The 20,579-nt window shown below is 75.0% G+C and carries 14 protein-coding genes; 9 read left to right on the top strand and 5 right to left on the bottom strand.

What is annotated here, in order from left to right:
• Positions 1-816: 816 nt before the first annotated feature.
• Together guaA and ABT263_RS17570 are read left to right on the top strand one after the other, a co-directional pair.
• Complete coding sequence (gene guaA, locus ABT263_RS17575) at positions 817-2,412, top strand: glutamine-hydrolyzing GMP synthase (RefSeq protein WP_329488065.1); 1,596 nt, start codon at positions 817-819, stop codon at positions 2,410-2,412.
• Between the two features lie 205 nt (positions 2,413-2,617).
• Positions 2,618-3,667: a Rieske 2Fe-2S domain-containing protein gene (locus ABT263_RS17570; protein WP_329488063.1), complete on the top strand. Its 1,050-nt coding sequence runs from the start codon at positions 2,618-2,620 to the stop codon at positions 3,665-3,667.
• A 29-nt stretch (positions 3,668-3,696) separates the two neighbouring features.
• Here the strand turns inward: ABT263_RS17570 and ABT263_RS17565 are convergent, their stop codons facing one another.
• The gene (locus ABT263_RS17565) at positions 3,697-3,918 is read right to left on the bottom strand and encodes a hypothetical protein (protein WP_352291277.1); all 222 of its coding nucleotides are present in this window, start codon (positions 3,916-3,918) and stop codon (positions 3,697-3,699) included.
• Positions 3,915-5,354, bottom strand: a complete 1,440-nt coding sequence (locus ABT263_RS17560) for a PspC domain-containing protein (RefSeq protein WP_352291276.1) — start codon at positions 5,352-5,354, stop codon at positions 3,915-3,917. Before ABT263_RS17560 ends, ABT263_RS17565 begins: the two co-directional genes overlap by 4 nt.
• A 262-nt stretch (positions 5,355-5,616) precedes the next feature.
• On the opposite strand from ABT263_RS17560, the gene ABT263_RS17555 reads away from it, so the two are divergent.
• From ABT263_RS17555 to pcrA, 3 genes are all read left to right on the top strand, one after another.
• Positions 5,617-6,963 carry a PspC domain-containing protein gene (locus tag ABT263_RS17555; protein ID WP_502885816.1) on the top strand — a complete coding sequence of 449 codons (1,347 nt, stop codon included), beginning with the start codon at positions 5,617-5,619 and terminating at the stop codon, positions 6,961-6,963.
• The gene (locus ABT263_RS17550; protein WP_329488057.1) at positions 6,956-7,654 is read left to right on the top strand and encodes a LuxR C-terminal-related transcriptional regulator; all 699 of its coding nucleotides are present in this window, start codon (positions 6,956-6,958) and stop codon (positions 7,652-7,654) included. The genes ABT263_RS17555 and ABT263_RS17550 overlap by 8 nt, the downstream gene beginning before the upstream one ends.
• Before the next feature lie 117 nt (positions 7,655-7,771).
• A complete protein-coding gene (gene pcrA / locus ABT263_RS17545; protein ID WP_352291275.1) occupies positions 7,772-10,402 on the top strand; it encodes a DNA helicase PcrA in 2,631 nt (876 codons plus the stop codon).
• 111 nt (positions 10,403-10,513) lie between these two features.
• Here pcrA and ABT263_RS17540 read toward each other — a convergent pair whose 3' ends face one another.
• Positions 10,514-11,323: a M23 family metallopeptidase gene (locus tag ABT263_RS17540; RefSeq protein ID WP_352291274.1), complete on the bottom strand. Its 810-nt coding sequence runs from the start codon at positions 11,321-11,323 to the stop codon at positions 10,514-10,516.
• A gap of 351 nt (positions 11,324-11,674) precedes the next feature.
• Between ABT263_RS17540 and icmB the strand changes: the two genes are divergently transcribed.
• Positions 11,675-12,082 (top strand): coenzyme B12-dependent isobutyryl CoA mutase small subunit, encoded by a 408-nt coding sequence (gene icmB / locus ABT263_RS17535; RefSeq protein ID WP_329492132.1) that lies wholly within the window; start codon positions 11,675-11,677, stop codon positions 12,080-12,082.
• Between the two features lie 262 nt (positions 12,083-12,344).
• Here icmB and ABT263_RS17530 read toward each other — a convergent pair whose 3' ends face one another.
• Positions 12,345-14,015 (bottom strand): DUF5691 domain-containing protein, encoded by a 1,671-nt coding sequence (locus ABT263_RS17530; RefSeq protein WP_352291273.1) that lies wholly within the window; start codon positions 14,013-14,015, stop codon positions 12,345-12,347.
• A gap of 109 nt (positions 14,016-14,124) precedes the next feature.
• Entirely contained in the window at positions 14,125-15,447 is a 1,323-nt protein-coding gene (locus ABT263_RS17525) for an SWIM zinc finger family protein (protein WP_352291272.1), read from the bottom strand.
• Positions 15,448-15,625: 178 nt separating this feature from the next.
• Here ABT263_RS17525 and ABT263_RS17520 point away from each other — a divergent pair, with 178 nt between their 5' ends.
• The 3 genes from ABT263_RS17520 to ABT263_RS17510 all read left to right on the top strand — a co-directional run bounded on the left by ABT263_RS17520 (position 15,626) and on the right by ABT263_RS17510 (position 20,504).
• Positions 15,626-16,708, top strand: a complete 1,083-nt coding sequence (locus ABT263_RS17520; protein WP_352291271.1) for an ATP-binding protein — start codon at positions 15,626-15,628, stop codon at positions 16,706-16,708.
• A gap of 137 nt (positions 16,709-16,845) precedes the next feature.
• Positions 16,846-19,158, top strand: a complete 2,313-nt coding sequence (locus tag ABT263_RS17515) for a DUF5682 family protein (protein ID WP_352291270.1) — start codon at positions 16,846-16,848, stop codon at positions 19,156-19,158.
• Positions 19,159-19,313: 155 nt separating this feature from the next.
• A complete protein-coding gene (locus tag ABT263_RS17510) occupies positions 19,314-20,504 on the top strand; it encodes a VWA domain-containing protein (protein ID WP_352291269.1) in 1,191 nt (396 codons plus the stop codon).
• The last annotated feature ends 75 nt before the right edge of the window (positions 20,505-20,579 follow it).

Below are 20,579 nucleotides of genomic sequence, written 5' to 3'. Positions count from 1 at the left end.
CGGGGCGGGCCGGCGCGCATGCCTGCACCGGACTCTCGCTCACGGAGCGTGAGGTGATAATCGTTGCCATCGCGGGTCTCGGAGGCATCGGGACGGCACTCCGCGGGGGGCCTTCGGCTGCCGGGAGAACCTCTTCCAAGCAGCATCGTGCTGGACGAAGGGCTTGCTCTGCAACCGATTCGGCATGATTCGGCACAGTCCATTTTCGTCCCGGCCGGGGCGCGGCGGCCGTTCGGACCGGCTCGGCGGTCCGCCGGGAGGCACGGGGCGGGCGCTGTCGATGATCACCGTGCGTAGTGGTGGTGCTGCAGCGCACAGGGAAGCGCACGGTGGCGCGGGGACGGTGAACGGTGCGCGCCCGGGGCGCGCCGGGGTGCGGCGGCCGGTACCCGGGCGTCCCCGGGGCCGGCCGCCCCACCTCCTTGGGTGTCCAGTCACGGCCGGGGTCGCTGTCCCCTGCTGGCCGGCCGCTGCACCCGCGCGCGGTCCCACGGCGCAGCGCTCCCGGCGGGGCCGGGACAGCGGCTGCGCCACGCGCGCCGGTGGACTGGGATGAGCTCCACGCGTGGTCCTGCTAGTCCGCACGGCGGCGCCCCTGCCGGGGCGGAGGCGGCGCACCTGGCGGGCGCGGCGCGGTCGTGCGTTCGTCAGATGCAACGAAGCGGCCGCCCGGCCGGTCACGGTCTCCTGGACGTGCAGACGAGTGAAACCGGGCAGCCCGGTAGACTCGTGCCCAGACCCCCGCCCGTCGCCGCCGCCGTCCCTCCGGGGGCGTGCTCCGCGACACCTCTAGATACCGCTGCCGGAAGGCCGTCCGTGTCCTCTGCTATTCCCGACCAGTCCGCGCCTGAGACCGACACCGTCCTGGTCGTCGACTTCGGTGCCCAGTACGCCCAGCTCATCGCCCGTCGGGTGCGTGAGGCCCGGGTCTACAGCGAGATCGTGCCGAGCAGCATGCCGGTCGCGGAGATGCTCGCCAAGAACCCGAAGGCGATCATCCTCTCCGGCGGTCCCTCGTCGGTCTACGAGCAGGGCGCGCCGCAGCTCGACCGCGCGATCTTCGAGGCCGGGGTGCCGGTCTTCGGCATGTGCTACGGCTTCCAGCTGATGGCCAAGACGCTCGGCGGCACCGTCGACAACAGCGGTGCGCGTGAGTACGGCCGCACCCCGCTGACGGTCTCCCGCACCGGCTCGACCCTGTTCGAGGGCGTCCCGGCGCAGCACTCGGTGTGGATGTCGCACGGCGACGCCTGCTCCGCCGCGCCCGAGGGCTTCACCGTCACCGCCTCCACCGGGGTGGTCCCGGTCGCGGCCTTCGAGAACGACGAGGCCCGCCTCTACGGCGTGCAGTACCACCCCGAGGTGCTGCACTCCGACCACGGCCAGCAGATCCTGGAGCACTTCCTCTACCGCGGCGCCGGCATCGCGCCGACCTGGACCACCGGCAACGTGGTCGACGAGCAGGTCGCGCTGATCCGCGCCCAGGTCGGCGACAAGCGCGCCATCTGCGGCCTCTCCGGCGGCGTGGACTCCGCGGTCGCGGCCGCCCTGGTCAACAAGGCCATCGGCACCAAGCTGACCTGCGTCTACGTCGACCACGGTCTGATGCGCAAGGGCGAGACCGAGCAGGTCGAGAAGGACTTCGTCGCGGCCACCGGTGTGCAGCTGAAGGTCGTCGACGCGCAGGAGCGCTTCCTGAACGCGCTGAAGGGCGTCAGCGACCCGGAGGAGAAGCGCAAGATCATCGGCCGGGAGTTCATCCGGGTCTTCGAGCAGGCCCAGGCCGAGATCGTGGCCGAGGCCGGCGAGCACGGCGAGTCCGTGGACTTCCTGGTCCAGGGCACCCTGTACCCGGACGTGGTGGAGTCCGGCGGCGGTACCGGCACCGCCAACATCAAGTCCCACCACAACGTCGGCGGCCTGCCCGAGGACCTGCAGTTCCAGCTGGTCGAGCCGCTGCGCAAGCTCTTCAAGGACGAGGTCCGGATGGTCGGCCAGGAGCTCGGCCTGCCGGAGGAGATCGTCCAGCGCCAGCCGTTCCCGGGCCCCGGCCTGGGCATCCGGATCGTCGGCGAGGTCACCAAGGAGCGCCTGGACCTGCTCCGCGAGGCCGACGCGATCGCCCGCGAGGAGCTGACCGCGGCCGGCCTGGACCGCGAGATCTGGCAGTGCCCGGTGGTGCTGCTCGCGGACGTCCGCAGCGTCGGCGTCCAGGGCGACGGCCGGACGTACGGCCACCCGATCGTGCTGCGCCCGGTCTCCTCCGAGGACGCCATGACGGCGGACTGGTCGCGCCTGCCGTACGACGTGCTGGCGAAGATCTCCACCCGGATCACCAACGAGGTCGCCGACGTGAACCGCGTGGTGCTGGACTGCACCAGCAAGCCGCCGGGCACCATCGAGTGGGAGTAGGCACTCCCCGCCGGCCCTGAACCGGCATTGAACGGCCGCGCCGTCGTTCCCGTACACAAGGGAGCGACGGCGCGGCCGTTCGCGGTGGCGGACCGGGGCACCGGGCGCCCGCCGGGTGGGATCTCCCACCGAAAGCGCTCACGAGCGTGCAGAATGCGGACCGGACCTGTCAGGTGATGGCGGGCCGTGAAGGAAGGTGTGAGGGATGTCGGAGGCCAGCAGCTCCGTGGCGACCAGCAGCTCCACGGCGGCGGGCGACTCCACGGTGACCGGCGCGGTGGCGGCGGGCGGCGGCAGGGCCGGGCGACTGGCCCAGCGCAAGGCGGCCGCCTCCCGGTACGCGCTGCTGCCGCTGCGGATCTTCCTGGGCGTCACCTTCGTCTACGCGGCGCTGGACAAGCTCGCCGACTCGCACTACCTGGCCGGCGCCGGCGACCCGGCGTCGTTCGTCTCGCAGACCCAGGCGGCCAAGGGCTCCAGCCCGATCTCGTTCCTGCTCGGAGCCGCGCTCGACGCGCCGACCCTGTTCGCGCTCGCCGTCGCCTTCGGCGAGCTGGCGGTCGGCCTCGGCACCCTGCTCGGCCTCTGGGGCCGGGTCGCGGCGCTCGGCGGCGCGCTGATCAACCTGAGCCTCTGGCTGACCGTCAGCTGGAACGTCTCGCCGTACTACCTCGGCAACGACCTGGCCTACCTGATGGCCTGGACCCCGCTGGTGCTGGCCGGCACCCCGTACCTCTCGCTGGACGGCTACCTGGCCCGGCGGGCCGCCCGGGACCGCGAGCGCGGGCTGCGCGAGCAGCACGTCCGGCGGCGGGCCCTGATGGACGGCGGGATCGCGGCCGTCGCGATCGGCGGCGCCGGGCTGCTCACCGGCTCGCTGACCGCCACCTTCGGCCGGGACAAGAAGGCCGTCGGCCCCTCGGCCGCGCCGGCGCCCGCCGGACCGCCCGTCTCGGTGGACGCCGCGAGCGTCCCGGTCGGCGGCTCGGCCCAGGTCAAGGACCCGGCCACCGGTGACGCGGTCTACATCGTCCAGCCCAAGGCCGGCCAGTACTGCGGGCTCTCCTCGATCTGCACGCACTCCGGCTGCGCGGTCGACGCGCCGAAGAACGGCCAGTTCTACTGCCCGTGCCACGGCTCCCGGTTCGACGCGGCCACCGGCGCGGTGGTCAACGGCCCGGCCACCAAGCCGCTGCCCCGGTACGGGGTCACCAAGGACGGCGACAAGCTGAACCTCGGGCCGCTGCAGAGCTGAGCTGCGCGGCCCCCGCCGGGGCGCGCCCGTCAGGGCGCGTCCTGGTCCCGCGGCTCCGGACGGCCGCGTCGCACCGCCGCCGCGACCGCCCCGGCCAGCCCGCCGACGCCGAGCACGATGAAGGTCACCGGGATGACGATCCGGCCGTTCACGGAGACGTCGTTGATCGCCGCCACCAGGTAGAGCACCGCGATCACGGTGAACAGGCCTCCCGCGATCAGCGAGAACGGGTCGAGCTGGTGCTTCCTCACGACTGGACCACCTTGATGTCGCCGAGCCCGACCCTCAGCGAGAGGACGAGCGTGCCCTTGGATGCCTGACCGTCCACCGGGTGCAGTCGGAAGCTGCGGGAGCTGTTGCCGCTGACCTCGTCCGACCCGGGCACCTTGACGTTGCCCAGCCCGACCTTGGTGTCCAGGCTCACCGTCACGTCCGGGGGCACCACCACGGTGAGCTGCCCCGCGCCGAGGTCGACGGTGCTGTGCAGGGTGGCACCGGCCGGGTCCAGCCCGCTGAGGTCCAGCCGGCCGTTGCCGAGTCCGAGCGTGTACCGGTCGTCCAGGTCGCCCGCCGAGGCGACCGTCCAGTCGCGGTCGCCGACGGCGTTCTGGACCGAGAACGACGAGCCGTGGGTGAACGCCAGCGCCAGGGTGAGCAGCAGGCCCGGGACGACCAGCCGGCGGGCCCGGCCGAACTTGGCGCCCACCAGCAGGGTCAGCCCGACCACCAGCAGCGCGGTGGCCAGTACCGTGCCGGTCACCACCTCGGCGCCGCCGTGGGCGGAGGCCGACCAGACCGCGCTGGCCGCGCCGACCGCCAGGAGCAGCCCGATCAGGCCGAGCGGCGAGCGCTCGTGCCGGCGGTGCACCACCACCGGCCGCGGCGGCGCCGGGGCGGCCGGACCGCCCTTGCGCAGCGGGTCGCCCTCGGGCAGGTCGGGGCGCTGCCACCAGGGCTGCGCGGGGCCGCCGGGAGGAGGCGTGGCGGTTGCGCCGTACGGGTTGCGCTCGGGGTGGCGGGGGTCCCACAGGTAGCCGCTCGGGCCCGCGTGCGGGGTGTCGGCCGGCACCGTGCCGGATGCCCGCTCCCGGGCGTGCCGCTCGCGGGCCCGCTCGCCCTCGTCGGTGCGCGGCCAGGAGTGGTCGGCGGCGGCCGATTCGGCCTCCGGGAACCACCGGTCGTACGGGCCGTGCCGCCGGTCCCGGCCGCGCCGGCGCCCGCGCAGCCGGCCGTGGCGCCGCTCCGGGTCGTAGCGGACCGCCAGGAAGACCAGGGCCCCGAGCAGCAGCAGCGGGAACATGGTGTCCCCGTCGCCCATCGAGGCGAAGAAGACGCCGGTGCCGATCACGGTCAGCAGCACCGCGCCGATCGACTGGCCGTCCACCCGGCCGGTGAGCACCCGCTGGAGCTCGGTGCGTCCGCCCTTGCTGCCGCCCCGGCCGTCCGGGACCGGCTCGGTCGGGATGATCAGCCAGGCCAGCCCGTACAGGAAGAGCCCGAGGCCGCCGGAGAGGCAGAGCACGACCGTCACCACCCGGAAGACCACCGGGTCGATGTCCAGGTGCCGGCCCAGGCCGCCGCAGACCCCGGCCACCACGCGGTGGTGCTCGGTGCGGTTCAGCGGCGGGCGGTCGGGTGCCGGCGGGGCGCTCGTCCCGGTCTCCTGGATGCGGTGGTCCTCGGTCATGCCCACCATCCTGGTGGCTCCGGCGGCGCCGCCCAACCGGTGCGAGCCCTGTCCGTACCCTGACTTGTCCCTGAGAGGGATGGGGGCTCCACCCTGATGCGCCCGGGCCCGCGTGCGTGGAACCATCGGTGCCGTGGCAGCACCCGGTACCGATCCCCGCCCCCTCGTCCCCGACCCCGCGTCGGCGGCCGTCGCCGACCCGGCCGTGCCCGGCAGCGAGCGCCCGCCGTACCGGCGGCTCTACCGGAGCCCCCAGGGCCGGATGCTCGGCGGCGTCGCGCACGGGCTCGCGGTGCACCTCGGGCTGCCGGTCGCCTGGGTCCGGGTCGCCTTCGTGCTGCTCTTCTTCGCGCAGGGGATCGGCGCACTGCTGTACGCGGCGTTCTGGTTCGTGGTGCCGATCGGCATCGGCGAGCCCGCGCAGCGCGGCGGCGCGCACTGGGTCTACGTCAACGGCGCCTTCGTGCCGGCCGGCTCCTGGCAGGCCTCCGGGGCGTCGGGGGCGGAGCTGAGCAAGGGTCGGCGCGGCTGGATCGGCCGGCTGCGCGAACTGCTGCAGCACGCGCTGCAGGGCGAGCCCGCCACGGCGGTGGTCGAACCGGGCGGGGAGCCCGCCCCGGGGCGGGCCGGGCGGCGCCAGGGCGGTCTGGGGCAGCTCGCCGCGCTGGTCATGGTGGTGATCGGGCTGATCGCCCTGCTGAACGCGCTCGGCGTGCAGACCGCCCGGCCGTACACCTGGCCGCTGCTGGCGATCGGCGTCGGTGTCGCGCTGGTCTGGCGGCAGGCCGACGACTCCCGCTGGCAGCGCTGGTTCGGCCTGGAGGAGGGCGAGAAGCGGCGCGGGGCCTACACCCGGGTCGGCGGCGGTGTGCTGCTGGTGGTCGCCGGCACCATCGCCTTCCTCGCCATGCAGGGCAGCGGCTCCACGCTCGGCTCGGTGGTGGAGGCCTCGCTGGCGGTGCTGGCCGGCGTCCTGGTGCTGGTGGGCCCGTACGCGCTGCGGATGTGGCAGGACCTCGGCGCCGAGCGGACCGCCCGCATCCGCGCGCAGGAGCGCGCCGAGATCGCGGCCCACGTCCACGACTCGGTGCTGCACACCCTGACCCTGATCCAGCGCCGGGCCGAGGATCCGAAGGAGGTGCTGCGGCTCGCCCGGGCCCAGGAGCGCGAGCTGCGGCTCTGGCTCTACCGCCCGGAGGCGGTCGCCGAGGACGCGCCGGACACCATGGCGGAGAGCCTGCGCGCGGTGGTCGCCGAGGTCGAGGACCGGCACGGCGTCCCGGTCGAGCTGGTCGTGGTCGGCGACTGCCCGATGGACGAGCGGATCACCGCGCAGATGCAGGCCGCGAGGGAGGCGACGGTCAACGCGGCCAAGTACGGTGGCGGGGGACCGGTCCAGGTCTACGCCGAGGTGGAGGGAGAGACGGTGTCGGTGTTCGTACGCGACCACGGCCCCGGCTTCGACCCCGACACGGTGCCCGAGGACCGGATGGGTGTCCGCGAGTCGATCATCGGCCGGATGAAGCGCAACGGCGGCACCGCACGGGTGCGGCCCGCGCCGGACGGCGGCACCGAGGTCGAGCTGGAGATGGAGAGAACGAATGACTGACGCAGCGCCGACGGGAGGGACCCCGGCCGAGGGCGGGGGGAGGGTCGCGCGGGTCGTACTGGTCGACGACCACCGGATGTTCCGGACGGGGGTGCGGGCCGAGATCGGGCGCACCGAGGTCACCGGGATCGACGTGGTCGGCGAGGCCGACGACGTGGAGTCGGCGGTCCGCGTGGTCGCCGAGACCAGGCCCGACGTGGTGCTGCTCGACGTCCACCTGCCGGGCGGCGGCGGGGTCGAGGTGCTGCGCCGCTCGGCCGGGCTGATGGGCGAGCAGGTGAAGTTCCTGGCGCTGTCCGTCTCGGACGCCGCCGAGGACGTCATCGGCGTGATCCGCGGCGGGGCCCGCGGCTACGTCACCAAGACGATCACCGGCACGGACCTGGTCAACGCCGTCTTCCGGATCGCCGACGGCGACGCGGTGTTCTCGCCGCGGCTGGCCGGCTTCGTGCTGGACGCCTTCGCCGCCACGGACACCCCGCCGGTGGACGAGGACCTCGACCGGCTGACCCAGCGCGAGCGCGAGGTGCTGCGGCTGATCGCGCGCGGCTACGCGTACAAGGAGATCGCGAAGCAGCTGTTCATCTCGGTGAAGACGGTGGAGAGCCACGTCTCGGCCGTGCTGCGCAAGCTCCAGCTGAGCAACCGGCACGAGCTGACCCGGTGGGCCACTGCCCGCCGCCTGGTCTGACGGCCCTCGCGACGCCGCTCGCGCCAGGGCCGACGGCCCTCGCGAGGCCGCCCGCCCGGCCCGGATTCCTCCGGGCCGGGCGGGCTTGTCAGTGCGGGGCCATAGACTCGGAGTGCCATGAGTAGCCTCTTTGACGACCTCCCGCTCCCCGGTTTCGAGGCCCCCGCCGCCGGGTCGAAGCAGCAGCCCGCCGCCGCCCCGACGACGCAGGAGCCGCCGCCGTTCGAGGACGACGTCCCGTACGACGCGTACGAGGAGGCGATCCCCGAGGGGCTGTTCCAGACCGACCACGCGGCCCAGGCCGAGCGGGACGCCTTCTACCGCAACGGCGCCGCCCGCCCGGTGGTGGACCCGGCCCAGCTGCTGGAGGGGATGAACGACCCGCAGCGCGAGGCGGTCCTGCACGCGGGCTCGCCGCTGCTCATCGTGGCCGGCGCCGGCTCCGGCAAGACGCGCGTGCTGACCCACCGGATCGCCCACCTTCTGGGCGCCCGCGGGGTGCAGCCGGGCGAGATCCTGGCGATCACCTTCACCAACAAGGCGGCCGGCGAGATGCGCGAGCGCGTCGAGCAGCTGGTCGGGCCGCGGGCCCGGGCGATGTGGGTGTCCACCTTCCACAGCGCCTGCGTGCGGATCCTGCGCCGGGAGAGCAAGCTCCTCGGCTTCACGTCCTCGTTCTCGATCTACGACTCGGCCGACTCCCAGCGGCTGATGTCCCTGGTCTGCCGGGACCTCGACCTGGACCCGAAGCAGTTCCCGCCGAAGTCCTTCACGGCCAAGGTCAGCAACCTCAAGAACGAGCTGATCGACGAGGAGACGTACGCCGACCAGGCGGCCAACCCGATGGAGAAGAAGCTGGCCGAGGCCTACTTCCTCTACCAGCGGCGGCTGCGCGAGGCCAACGCGCTCGACTTCGACGACATCATCATGACGACGGTGAACCTGCTCCAGGCCTTCCCCGACGTCGCGGAGCACTACCGGCGGCGGTTCCGGCACATCCTGGTCGACGAGTACCAGGACACCAACCACGCCCAGTACATGCTGGTCCGGGAGCTCAGCGGGGGCTCCGCCGCGGCCGCGCCGAAGCGCACCGTGGACGGCGACTACGTCGACCCGGCCGCCGGACGGCTGGCCGAGGTGCCGCCGGCCGAGCTGTGCGTGGTCGGTGACGCGGACCAGTCGATCTACGCCTTCCGCGGTGCGACGATCCGCAACATCCTCCAGTTCGAGGAGGACTACCCGAACGCGACCACGATCCTGCTGGAGCAGAACTACCGCTCCACGCAGACCATCCTGAGCGCCGCCAACGCCGTCATCGAGCGGAACACCAGCCGCCGCGAGAAGAAGCTCTGGACGGCCGGTGACCACGGCGAGAAGGTCGTCGGCTACGTCGCGGACGACGAGCACGGCGAGGCCCAGTTCATCGCCGACGAGATCGACCGGCTGACCGACCGGGGCGACGCCAAGCCCGGCGACGTCGCGATCTTCTACCGGACCAACGCCCAGTCCCGGGTGTTCGAGGAGGTGTTCATCCGGGTCGGCCTGCCGTACAAGGTGGTCGGCGGGGTGCGCTTCTACGAGCGCAAGGAGGTCCGGGACGTCCTGGCGTACCTGCGGGTGCTCTCCAACCCGGAGGACACCGTGCCGCTGCGCCGGATCCTCAACGTGCCCAAGCGCGGCATCGGCGAGCGGGCCGAGGCGATGATCGACGCGCTCGCCGGGCGCGAGCGGATCTCCTTCGCGCAGGCGCTCCAGCGGGTCGACGAGGCGTACGGCATGGCCGCCCGCTCGGCGAACGCGGTGAAGAAGTTCAACGCGCTGATGGCCGGACTGCGGCAGGTCGTCGAGTCGGGTGCCGGGCCCGCCGCGGTGCTGGAGGCGGTGCTGGAGGAGACGGGCTACCTCGCCGAGCTGCAGTCCTCCACGGACCCGCAGGACGAGACGCGGGTGGAGAACCTCCAGGAGCTGGCCTCCGTCGCCCTGGAGTACGAGCAGGACCCGGGCGAGCGGCCCGACGCGGGGGAGGACGACGCGCCGCCGGTCGGCTCGCTGGCCGACTTCCTGGAGCGGGTCGCGCTCGTCGCGGACTCGGACCAGATCCCGGACGAGGACGAGGAGGGCCGGGGCGTCATCACGATGATGACCCTGCACACCGCCAAGGGGCTGGAGTTCCCGGTGGTCTTCCTGACCGGCATGGAGGACGGCATCTTCCCGCACATGCGGGCGCTCAACCAGGTCAAGGAGCTGGAGGAGGAGCGCCGGCTCGCGTACGTCGGCCTCACCCGGGCGCGGGAGCGGCTCTACCTGACGCGTTCGGTGCTGCGCAGTGCCTGGGGGCAGCCCTCGTACAACCCGGCCTCGCGGTTCCTGGAGGAGATCCCGGAGACGCTGGTGGAGTGGAAGCGGACGGGCGCGGCGTCGGTGCCGGCCTCGCGCGGGTACTCCTCGGGGTCGTCCTGGGGCGGGAAGTCCGCCGGTTCGGGCGGCTCCTCCCGGGGCGCGTCGCGCGGTGCGGCGACGGCCTCGCCGAAGGCGGGCTGGGGGCAGTCGGCCCGGCGGGCCGGTACGGCGGTCGAGCGGGAGGTCGTGGCCCTGGCGGTGGGGGACCGCGTCACCCACGACACCTTCGGCCTGGGCACCGTGGTGGCCACCGCCGGTGTCGGCGACAAGGCGCAGGCCACGGTGGACTTCGGAACGGAGGGGCGCAAGCAGCTGCTGCTGCGGTACGCGCCGGTGGAGAAGCTGTAGGGCCCGGCGGCGCGGACCCGGGGTTCCACCCGGGTCCGCGCCGGGCCGGGGCGGCCGCGACCGGTCCGGCGGGGCGGGGCCGGGGCGAAGTACCCGCCCGGCGGGGCGCGGTCAGCGGGGGTCGACGCCCTGGGCGAGGAACCACGGCAGCGGGTCGACGGGGGCGCCGCCGCCGGCCGGGCGGATCTCGAAGTGCAGGTGCGGGCCGGTGCTGTTGCCGCTGCTGCCGACGAAGGCGATGACGTCGCCCGCCTTCACGGTCCCCTTGCGGATCTTGTACGACCGCAGATGGCAGTACCAGGCCTCGGTGCCGTCGGCCATCTTCAGTATCGACATGTAGCCGTACGACGGGTTCCACTGCGTGCGGATCACGCCGTCCGTGACCGCCATGACCTGGGTGCCGCCGTCGACGGGGAAGTCGATGCCGGTGTGGCGGGCCGCCCAGTGCGTCCCGGACGCGCCGAACATCTCGCCGAGCCCGTGCTGGGCGACCGGGAGGATGACCTTCGGGAGCTCGGGCTCCGGCGTCGGGGCCGGAGCGGCGAGCGCCGTCCCGCCCGCCGGGCCGGCGGGCTGGGTGCCGGAGAGGGGAGCGCGGGCGTCGCCGCGGGATGCCTGGTCGGCCTCGCCCGCGGCGAGGACCTGCTGGGCGGCGGCCCTGGCGGGCGCGGTGTCCGGGGCCTCGGCGGCCTGCTCGGGGGCCCGGCCGGCCGCCTGCGCACGCTGCTGGTCGGCCTCGCCCTGGACGGTCGCGGCGGCTGCCCCGGCCACTCCGAGGGCGGCCATCGACGGCAGCGCGACGCGCAGCAGGGCGGTCCGGGTGGCGGCCTTGGCGGCGCCGCGGCGCTGGGCGCGCGACTGCTCGCGGGCGGCCACCCGCAGCTCCGCACGGGTCGGGCGGGCGGCTGCGTCGGGAGCCATCGGGGGCTGCCTCCTCGGTGGACCTCGGGCACATCGTCGGGCGAGGGGAAGGGCGAGGGGAGGGACGGACGGAAAGGCGAGGGGAAAACAGCCGAGACTGTAGCCGTAACGCCGGGATCCGGACAAAAGTCCGTATGTCAAGAGGGGAGTTGGCGGCCTGCGGACGGAGCCGTCGGGGTATACCCGTCGGTAGCAAGGGGTGGGCCTGTGATTTTGCCCTCCTCTTGAGGGGCGGCACGGTCAGTCCGCCCGGGTGACGCTAACCTCCCCTCAGGTTGTTATTGCTGGTTAACCGCGCCCGTGCCCGACGAGGTCCGGTGGGTGGTGGACGACGAAGTCCAGGAGGCAGTGATGGGTGTGTCAGGCCCGATCCGTGTGGTGGTCGCCAAGCCCGGGCTCGACGGTCACGACCGCGGCGCCAAGGTCATCGCGCGTGCCCTGCGTGATGCCGGTATGGAGGTCATCTACACCGGCCTGCACCAGACGCCCGAGCAGATCGTCGACACCGCGATCCAGGAGGACGCGGACGGCATCGGGCTGTCGGTCCTCTCCGGGGCGCACATGACGCTCTGCGCGCGGGTGCTGGAGCTGCTGCGGGAGCGCGAGGCGGAGGACATCAAGGTCTTCTGCGGCGGCATCATCCCGGAAGAGGACATCGTCGAGCTCAAGGCGATGGGCGTCGCGGACATCTTCACCCCGGGGACGCCGACCCGGGACGTGGTGGCCTGGGTCGAGGCGAACCTGCGGGCCGCGAGCTGACCCCTCGGGCGGAGGTGTTCCGCGGGGCGCGCGCCTGCCGGGTACGCGCCCGCCGAAGTGCGCGCCTGCCGTAGCGCGCCCGCTGCGGGCGAGCGGCTGCTTCCACCGAGCGGCTGCTTCCACCGTGCGCCTGCTTCGACCGTGCGCCAGCCGGGTGCGTGCCCGAGGGGTGCGCGCCGATGGGGCGCGTGCCTGCCGAGCGCTGGGCCGGGCCGGTACGGGACACCCCCGTACCGGCCCGGCCGCGTTCCGGCGCGGGCGGTCAGGCGCCGAGTTCGGCGAGCATCGCCTCCCGGAAGCGCAGGGTGCCGGCCAGCCGGGAGAAGGTCTCGGCCCAGGCGCCGGCGGGCGCCGCCTCGGCGGCCAACTCCTCGACGGCGGTGGCCGTTGCGGGGGAGAGCGCGCGCTCCGTCATGCCGAGCACCCCGCTGTGGCTCCACGGGTACGCCCCGGAGGCGGCCGCCCGGGCGAGCGCCGCGACGACGGCGGTGGACAGCGGCGGGGTCCACGGAGCCGCGCAGGCCCCGAGCAGTTGGAAGGCCTCGCCGAGGCCGTGCACCTCGATGAACGCGGCCGTCCAGACGGCGCGTTCGGCGGCCGGGAGGACGGCGAGCAGCTTGGCGGGGGCCCCGGTGCTCCGGGGGGCACGGGCGGCGCGGCCGCCGCGGGACCCCGGTGCGGGGGCCGGGGCGGGGCCCAGCAACGCCCGTGCCCAGTCGGCGTCCTGCTGGCGGACGGCGGCCCTGGCCCAGGCCTCGCGCAGGTCGTCGGCCCAGCTGCTGTCGCTCTCGTCGAGGCTGTCGCCCACCCGGAGCCCGAGCAGCCGGCCCGGCGTCAGACCGGTGGACTCCGGCCACAGCGAGAGCGGCGTGGCGGCGATCACCTCGCCGAACCACCAGGCCCGCTCGCCGCGCCCGGTGGGCGACTTGAGTGGTATGCCGTCGCGCTGCATCGCGGTGTCGCACTCGGTGGGCGGGGTGACGAGCAGGTGCGTGCCGCGCTCGGAGAGGCGGACGGCGGCCCGGGCGCGCTCGGCCATCCGGTGGGCGAGGGTGGAGCCGGGGAGGGTCGAGAGCAACTCGGCGGCGGTGGCCCGGACGTTCTTGCTGCGATCGCCCAACGCGGCTTCGAGGAAGGGCTCGTCGGCGAGCGAGAGGCCGTCCTGGAGGGCGTCCAGGAAGAGCAGCCGGTCCTCGGCGCGCTCGGTGGGCCAGGTGCTCACCAGCAGGGCGAGGCCGGCGGCGGGGTCGCTCCGGCGCAGCGCGGTCAGATGGGTGACGCGCTCGGCGAAGAGCCCCTCGTGCCAGAGGTGGTGGTCCCCGGGAGCCGCCGCTCCGTCGGGTCCGTCCGGTCCGCCGGGCGCGGCCGTGCCGGCGGGCGCGTCCGTGGTGGTGCGGAGGACGAAGCGCCAGTCGGCGTTCCGGGCGGCGAGCCAGCGGCCCAGGGGGCCGGCCAGCGCCACGGCGTCGGGGCGCAGCTCGGTCCGGCCGCGGGCGGCGTCCAGCAGGGCCGGTACGGCGGCGGCGGGTGGGCGGAAGCCCCGGGCGCGGGCGGTGGCGAGCCACTGCGGGAGCAGTTCGGTGAGGTTGGCGAGGGTGCCGGGGGATCCGGCGCCCCGGCTGCCGAGCAGGAGGGTGAGCCGGCGGGCCGCGGGGGCGGGCAGTTCGGGCCGGTGGTCCTCGGGGGCGGGGGCGGCGAGCTGGGCGGTGACGGCCTCGCCGGCGGGGGCCGGGCGGGCTCCGGCGCGGCGGCGGACGGTCTCCAGGGCGGCGAGTTCGAGCAGGGCGGTGGCCGGGTCGGTGCGGTCGACGGCCAGGTGGGCGGCGGAGTCACCGGCGGCCGGGGGCGGCAGGGGGCGGCGGTCGGTGCCGAGGAGGGCGGTGGTGTGGAGGGACTCCCAGGGGTCGGTCGGGGTCGGGGCGGTGGGCGGCACGCGGGGCTCCTGCGGGTCGGTGGGTGCTGGTCGGAGGCTCTCGGGCGGGTGGGGCGCCGGGGCCCGCGGCGGGCCCGTGGGCCGCGCGGGCCGGTCCCCGCTTCGGGGCCTACCCGGTGGTGAGGTCGATCGGGCGGTGGTCCGCGCCCCAGGCGGTGACCGGGGCGAAACCGTGGTGGCCCTGCTCGCCGAAGACGGTGAGGGGGCGGCCGGTGGAAACGGCCGCGAGGCGCCAGAGGGCCGCTTCGGGGATGGCACCGCGGTGGACCGGGAGCGTGTGCCGGCCGTCGGTGAGCTGCCAGCCGTCGGGGGTGAGGACCGGGACGACGCCGGTCAGGACGGCCGGCCAGGCGTCCAGCCAGGGATCGTCCGCGACGGCGTCGCCGTAGGCGGCGACCGCTTCGGCGGGGGTGAGCCCGGGCGGCGGGGCGGCGGGGCCCTGGCCGGGGGCGTCGTAGCGGGTGCCGAGGGCGGCGCGCAGGGGGCGGGCCCCGGGGTGGAAGGCGAGTTCGGCCTCCAGCAGGTGGCCGGTGGGGAGAGCGAGGTCGGGGGCCCGGCCGGGGCGGCCGAAGGCGAGGAGCAGGGCGGCCCGGCCGGTCTTCGCGCCGCGCAGCCAGAGCCGGCGGGTGGTGAGGCGTTCGTCCGCTGCGCCGTCCAGCGGGGAGGTGCGGCTGCCGAGGACGTACCAGCGGTCGCGGACGGTGGGGCCGGCCAGCACCTCGGCGGCGTCGGTGGTGTAGCCGACCCGGGCCCGGACGGTGGCGGCGAGCGGGGCGGGCAGGTCGTCGATCCGGGTGGCGGCGGTGGCGAGCAGATGGAGCATGGCGTACTCCTCCAGGAGGTCGGGCCCGGTGACGGCGTCGAGTTCGCGGACGCGGGTGGCGAGGCCGGGGGCCTGGGCGTCGACCATCCGGGCGGCGACCTCCTCCCAGGGGCCGGCGGCGGACGGGTCCGCGAGGCCGTGGCGGACCCGGTCGGCCAGCCGCAGACGCAGCTCACCGGCGCCGGCGGCCACCCGGGCGTGGCGCTTCTCGGCCCGGCGGAGGGCGGCGGCCGGGTCGGCCGCGGCGGTGGCGCCGGTCGGCCGCCGCTCGGCACGGTCGCGGCGCTCGGCCAGCCAGTCGGATGCCCAGTCGGAAGGCTCGCCGGCCGGGACGGCCTCGGGGGTGCCGCTCCAGAGCAGCAGCAGCCCGAGCGCGTGCTTGCAGGGGAACTTCCGGCTCGGGCAGGTGCACGAGTAGGCGGGCGTGGCCAGCTCGACGGCGGTGCGGTAGGGCGTCCGGCCGCTGCCCCTGCACTCGCCCCAGAGCGCGGCGCCGTCGGTGCCCGTGGCCGACCAGGGCGCGGGCGAGGAGAGCTTGCCCGCGGCCTTCTGCGAGCTCGCGTCGGGTGCCAGGGACAGGACGTGTTCGGTGCTCCAGCGTTCCTCCATGCCGACGACGGTAGGCGGAGGGACTGACAGGCCGGGTGGTCGAACTGAGGTCCGGTCAGGATTGTCAGTGGTCCGGTGCAGGGTGGTTCCCACAGGCCGGGACGCCGACCTGGCTCCCCCCGATCACCTCGCCGCCCGCCACCGGTGTGTCCGGCGGCCGACCCGAAGGAGCCCCCTGATGACCGACGTTCTGCGGCAGCACGCGGAGGACGCCTTCGCGGCGGAACTGGCCGCGCTGGCCGCGCAGGACGACCACCCGCGTCCCGAGCACTGGAAGCTCTCGCCGTGGGCCGTCGCCACCTATCTGCTCGGTGGCGAGCTGCCGGACGGCACCGTGGTCACCCCCAAGTACATCGGCCCGCGGCGGATCGTCGAGGTCGCCGTGACGACGCTGGCCACGGACCGGGCGCTGCTGCTGCTCGGCGTGCCCGGCACCGCGAAGACCTGGGTGTCGGAGCACCTCGCGGCGGCGATCAGCGGCGATTCGACCCTGCTGGTGCAGGGGACGGCCGGTACGCCGGAGGAGGCCGTCCGGTACGGCTGGAACTACGCCCAGTTGCTGACCAACGGTCCGAGCCGGGCGGCGCTGGTGCCCTCGCCGCTGATGCGGGCGATGGCGGACGGGAAGATCGCCCGGGTCGAGGAGCTGACCCGGATCCCGGCGGACGTCCAGGACAGTCTGATCACCATCCTGTCGGAGAAGACGCTGCCGATACCGGAGTTGGGCGGCGAGACGCAGGCCGTGCGCGGGTTCAACCTGATCGCCACGGCGAACGACCGGGACCGCGGCGTCAACGAGCTGTCGAGCGCCCTGCGCCGACGGTTCAACACCGTGGTGCTGCCGCTCCCCGGCTCGCTGGAGGAGGAGGTGGACATCGTCACCCGGCGGGTCGACCAGCTCGGCCGCTCGCTGGAGCTCGCCCCACTGCCCGGTGGAGCCGAGGAGATCAGGCGGGTGGTGACGGTCTTCCGGGAGCTGCGGGCCGGCCTCACGGTGGACGGCCGGACGAAGGTGAAGACGCCGAGCGGCACGCTGTCGACGGCCGAGGCCATCTCGGTGGTGACCAACGGTCTGGCGCTGGCCACCCACTTCGGGGACGGCGTGCTGCGGGCCGGCGACGTCACGGCCGGCATCCTCGGCGCCGTCGTCCGGGATCCGGTGGCGGACCAGGTGGTCTGGCGCGAGTACGTCGAGGGCGTGCTGCGCGAGCGGGACGGCTGGAAGGACTTCTACCGCGCCGCCCGGGAGAACGCCCGCTGACGCCATGGCAGTTCATGGCAGTTCACGGCGGTTCGCGGCAGTTCGAGGCGGTCCAAGGCAGTTCAAGGCAGTTCAGAGCAGTGCTGAGCAGTTCGATTCAGTCCGAGTCAGTTCGAGGCACGAGGAGGGAGGGCGCGATGAGCGCGGAGGTGACGCTGCTGGGCGTACGGCACCACGGTCCCGGCTCGGCCCGCGCGGTGGCCGCCGCACTGGAGCAGTTGCGGCCGGACGCGGTGCTGATCGAGGGCCCGCCGGAGGCCGATCCGATCGTCGGGCTGGCGGCCGAGAAGGACATGGTGCCACCGGTCGCCCTGCTCGCCCACGTCGTGGACGACCCGGCCAGGGCCGCGTTCTGGCCCTACGCCGAGTTCTCCCCGGAGTGGGTGGCGATCCGGTACGGACTCGACGCCGGCGTACCGGTCCGCTTCATCGACCTCCCGGCGGCCTACGGCCTAGCCGAGGAGCGGGAGCAGCCGGAGCAGGGGGAGGAGCCGGAGCGGGCGGCGGACCCGATCGGGATGCTCGCCGAGGCCGCCGGCAGCGACGACCCGGAGCGCTGGTGGGAGGACGTGATCGAGCACCGCTCGCCCGGTACCGACGCGCTGGCCCCGTTCGCCGCGGTCGCCGAGGCGATGGCGGCGCTGCGCGAGGACGTCGCGCCCGGCGGGCCCGTCCGGCGCGACGACCTGCGGGAGGCGTACATGCGCCAGCAGATCCGGGCCGCCAAGCGGGCCGGGCACCGGCGGATCGCCGTGGTCTGCGGGGCGTTCCACGTCCCGGCGCTGGCCGTGCTGCCGACCGTCGCGCACGACCGGGCGGTGCTGGCCGGCCTGCCGAAGAAGGTGCGCACCGACATCACCTGGGTGCCGTGGACGCACCGCCGGCTCTCCCAGCAGAGCGGTTACGGCGCCGGGATCGTCTCGCCGGGCTGGTACCACCACCTGTTCACCACCACGGGTGATCCGGTGCCGCTCTGGTTGACCAGGGCCGCCGACCTGCTGCGGGCCGAGGACCACCCGGTCTCCTCGGCGCACGTGATCGAGGCCGTCCGGCTGGCCCGGACGCTGGCGGTGATGCGCGGCCGCCCGCTCGCCGGCCTGACCGAGACCCTGGACGCCGTCCGCTCGGTGATGTGCGACGGCTCGGACGTCGCACTGGCGCTGGTGCACGACCGCCTGGTCACCGGGGACGTCCTCGGCGGGGTGCCGGACGGCGCTCCGGCGGTGCCGTTGCAGCGGGACCTGACCCGGCTGCAGCGCTCGCTGCGGCTGAAGCCGGCGGTCGAGCCGCGGGAGTTGGACCTGGACCTGCGTAAGGAGAACGACGCGGCCCGCTCCCGGCTGCTGCACCGGCTGCGGCTGCTCGGCATCGACTGGGGCGTGCCGAGCCGCTCCGCCGTCACCTCGACGGGCACCTTCCGGGAGAGCTGGCGGCTCTGCTGGCAGCCCGAGTTCGCCGTCCGGATCGCCGAGGCCGCCCAGTGGGGCACCACCGTCGAGGAGGCGGCGACCGGCCGGGCGGTCGGCGCGGCGCGGGCCGCGGTGGAGCTCGCCGAGCTGACCGCCCTGGTCGAGACCTGCCTGCTGGCCGGGCTGGCCGACGCGCTGCCCGCCGTGATGCGGATCCTCGCCGACTGCGCCGCGCTCGACACCGACGTCGCCCAGCTGGCCGGGGCGCTGCCGGCGCTGGTCCGCGCGCTGCGCTACGGCGATGTCCGCGGCACCGACCACCGTGCGCTCGGCGAGGTCGCGACCGGCCTCGCCGACCGGATCTGCGTCGGGCTGCCGCCCGCCTGCACCGGGCTGGACACGGCCGGCGCGGAGGCGGTGCGCGGTCGGCTCGACGAGGTGCACGGCGCGATCGGCCTGCTGGAGGCGGGCAGCGGGCTCGTCGACCGGTGGGCCGGGACGCTGCGGGCGCTCGCCCGCCGCGAACCGGTCGGCGGTCCGGCCACGGGCGTGCCCGGCCTGCTGCGCGGGCGCGCCGTCCGGCTGCTGCTGGACGACGGACGGCTCGACTCGGAGGAGGCCGGCCGCCGGATGGGCCTCGTCCTCTCGGCGGCCAACGCCCCGGCGGACGCGGCCGGCTGGGTGGAGGGCTTCCTCAGCGGCGGCGGCGCCCTGCTGCTGCACGACACCCGGCTGCTCGGCCTGCTCGACGGGTGGCTGACGGCGGTGCCGGCCGAGGTCTTCACCGATGTGCTGCCGCTGCTGCGCCGCACCTTCTCCGCGCTGGAGGCGGGCGTCCGCACCACCGTCGGCAGCAGGGTCGCGGCCGGTCCGCTGGGCACCGAGCCGGTGGCGGCGGCGGGCACGGGCCCCGAGCTGGATCCGGCCCGCGCCGACGCGGCGCTGCCCGTGGTCGCCCTGCTGCTCGGCCTGCCCGGCTGCCCGGTCCACCCCGCGGGGCCGCCGCGGATCCCCCGACAGGCCGAGGGCCGCGACACCTGACCCCGCACCCGGCGCGCCCGGCGCGACGCGCCCGACCCGATGCGCCCGCACCCGCACCCGACGCGCCCGACCCGACGCACCGACGCGCCCGACCCGATGCGCCCGCACCCGCACCCGACGACGCACCTGACCCGATGGACCGGAAGGAGCACCCGATGGCAGAGGCCACCACCCCCGCCGCTCCCGTCACCCTCGCCGCCGAGGAGCGGCTGCGCCGCTGGCGGCTGGTGCTCGGCGGCGAGGCGGACGGCACCGGCAGCGCGCTGCGCGGCCGGGACGCCGCGATGGACGGCGCGCTCGCCGCGCTGTACCGGGGCACGCCGCAGGAGGGCCGGGCCGGGCGGTCCGGCCGGCGCACCGCGGGGCTGGGCGGCTCGGCGCCGCAGGTGGCCCGGTGGCTCGGGGACATCCGCGAGTACTTCCCCACCAGCGTCGTCCAGCTGATGCAGCAGGACGCCATCACCCGCCTCGGCCTGGACCGCCTGCTGCTGGAGCCGGAGATGCTGGAGGCCGTCGAGCCCGACGTCCACCTGGTCGCCACCCTGCTCTCGTTGAAGCACGCGCTGCCCGAGACGACCCGGGAGAGCGCCCGTGCGGTGGTCGGCAAGGTGGTCGCGGAGCTGGAGCGCCGGCTCGCCGACCGCACCCGGGCCACCCTGGGCGGCGCGCTGGACCGCAGCGCCCGGGTGAACCGCCCGCGCCACCGCGACATCGACTGGGACCGCACCATCCGGGCCAACCTGAAGAACTACCTGCCCGAGCACGGCACCGTCGTCCCCGAGCGGCTGGTCGGCTACGCCCGGGCGCAGCGCGCGGTGAAGAAGGACGTCATCCTCTGCATCGACCAGTCCGGCTCGATGGCCCCCTCGGTGGTGCACTCGGCGGTGTTCGGCGCGGTGCTGGCCTCGATGAGGACGCTGGACACCCGGCTGGTGGTCTTCGACACCTCGGTGGTCGACCTCACCGAGCAGCTCGGCGACCCGGTGGACGTCCTGTTCGCGACCCAGCTCGGCGGCGGCACCGACATCAACCGCGCGCTGGCCTACTGCCAGTCGAGGATCACCCGCCCGTCCGAGACCGTCGTGGTGCTGATCAGCGACCTCTACGAGGGCGGCATCCGGAACGAGATGCTCAAGCGGGTGGCGGCGATGAAGGCGGCCGGCGTCCAGTTCGTCGCGCTGCTCGCGCTCTCCGACGAAGGGGCGCCCGCGTACGACCACGCGCACGCGGCCGCCCTGGCCACGCTCGGCGCCCCCGCGTTCGCCTGCACGCCGGACGCGTTCCCGGACGTCATGGCGGCGGCGATCGAGAAGCGGCCGATCCCCGTCCCGCCGCAGGGCGGGTAGCGACCGGGTGCGCGGGTTCACCCGGACGAGCGAACCCGGGCCCGGCCCCACCGCTGATCTGCGCACCTGCTGAGC

The organism is Kitasatospora sp. NPDC001603 (assembly GCF_040298365.1).
Classification (GTDB): Bacteria; Actinomycetota; Actinomycetes; order Streptomycetales; family Streptomycetaceae; genus Kitasatospora.
The sequence above is the reverse complement of the archived record's forward strand: the minus strand, read 5'-3'. Positions and strand labels throughout refer to the sequence as shown.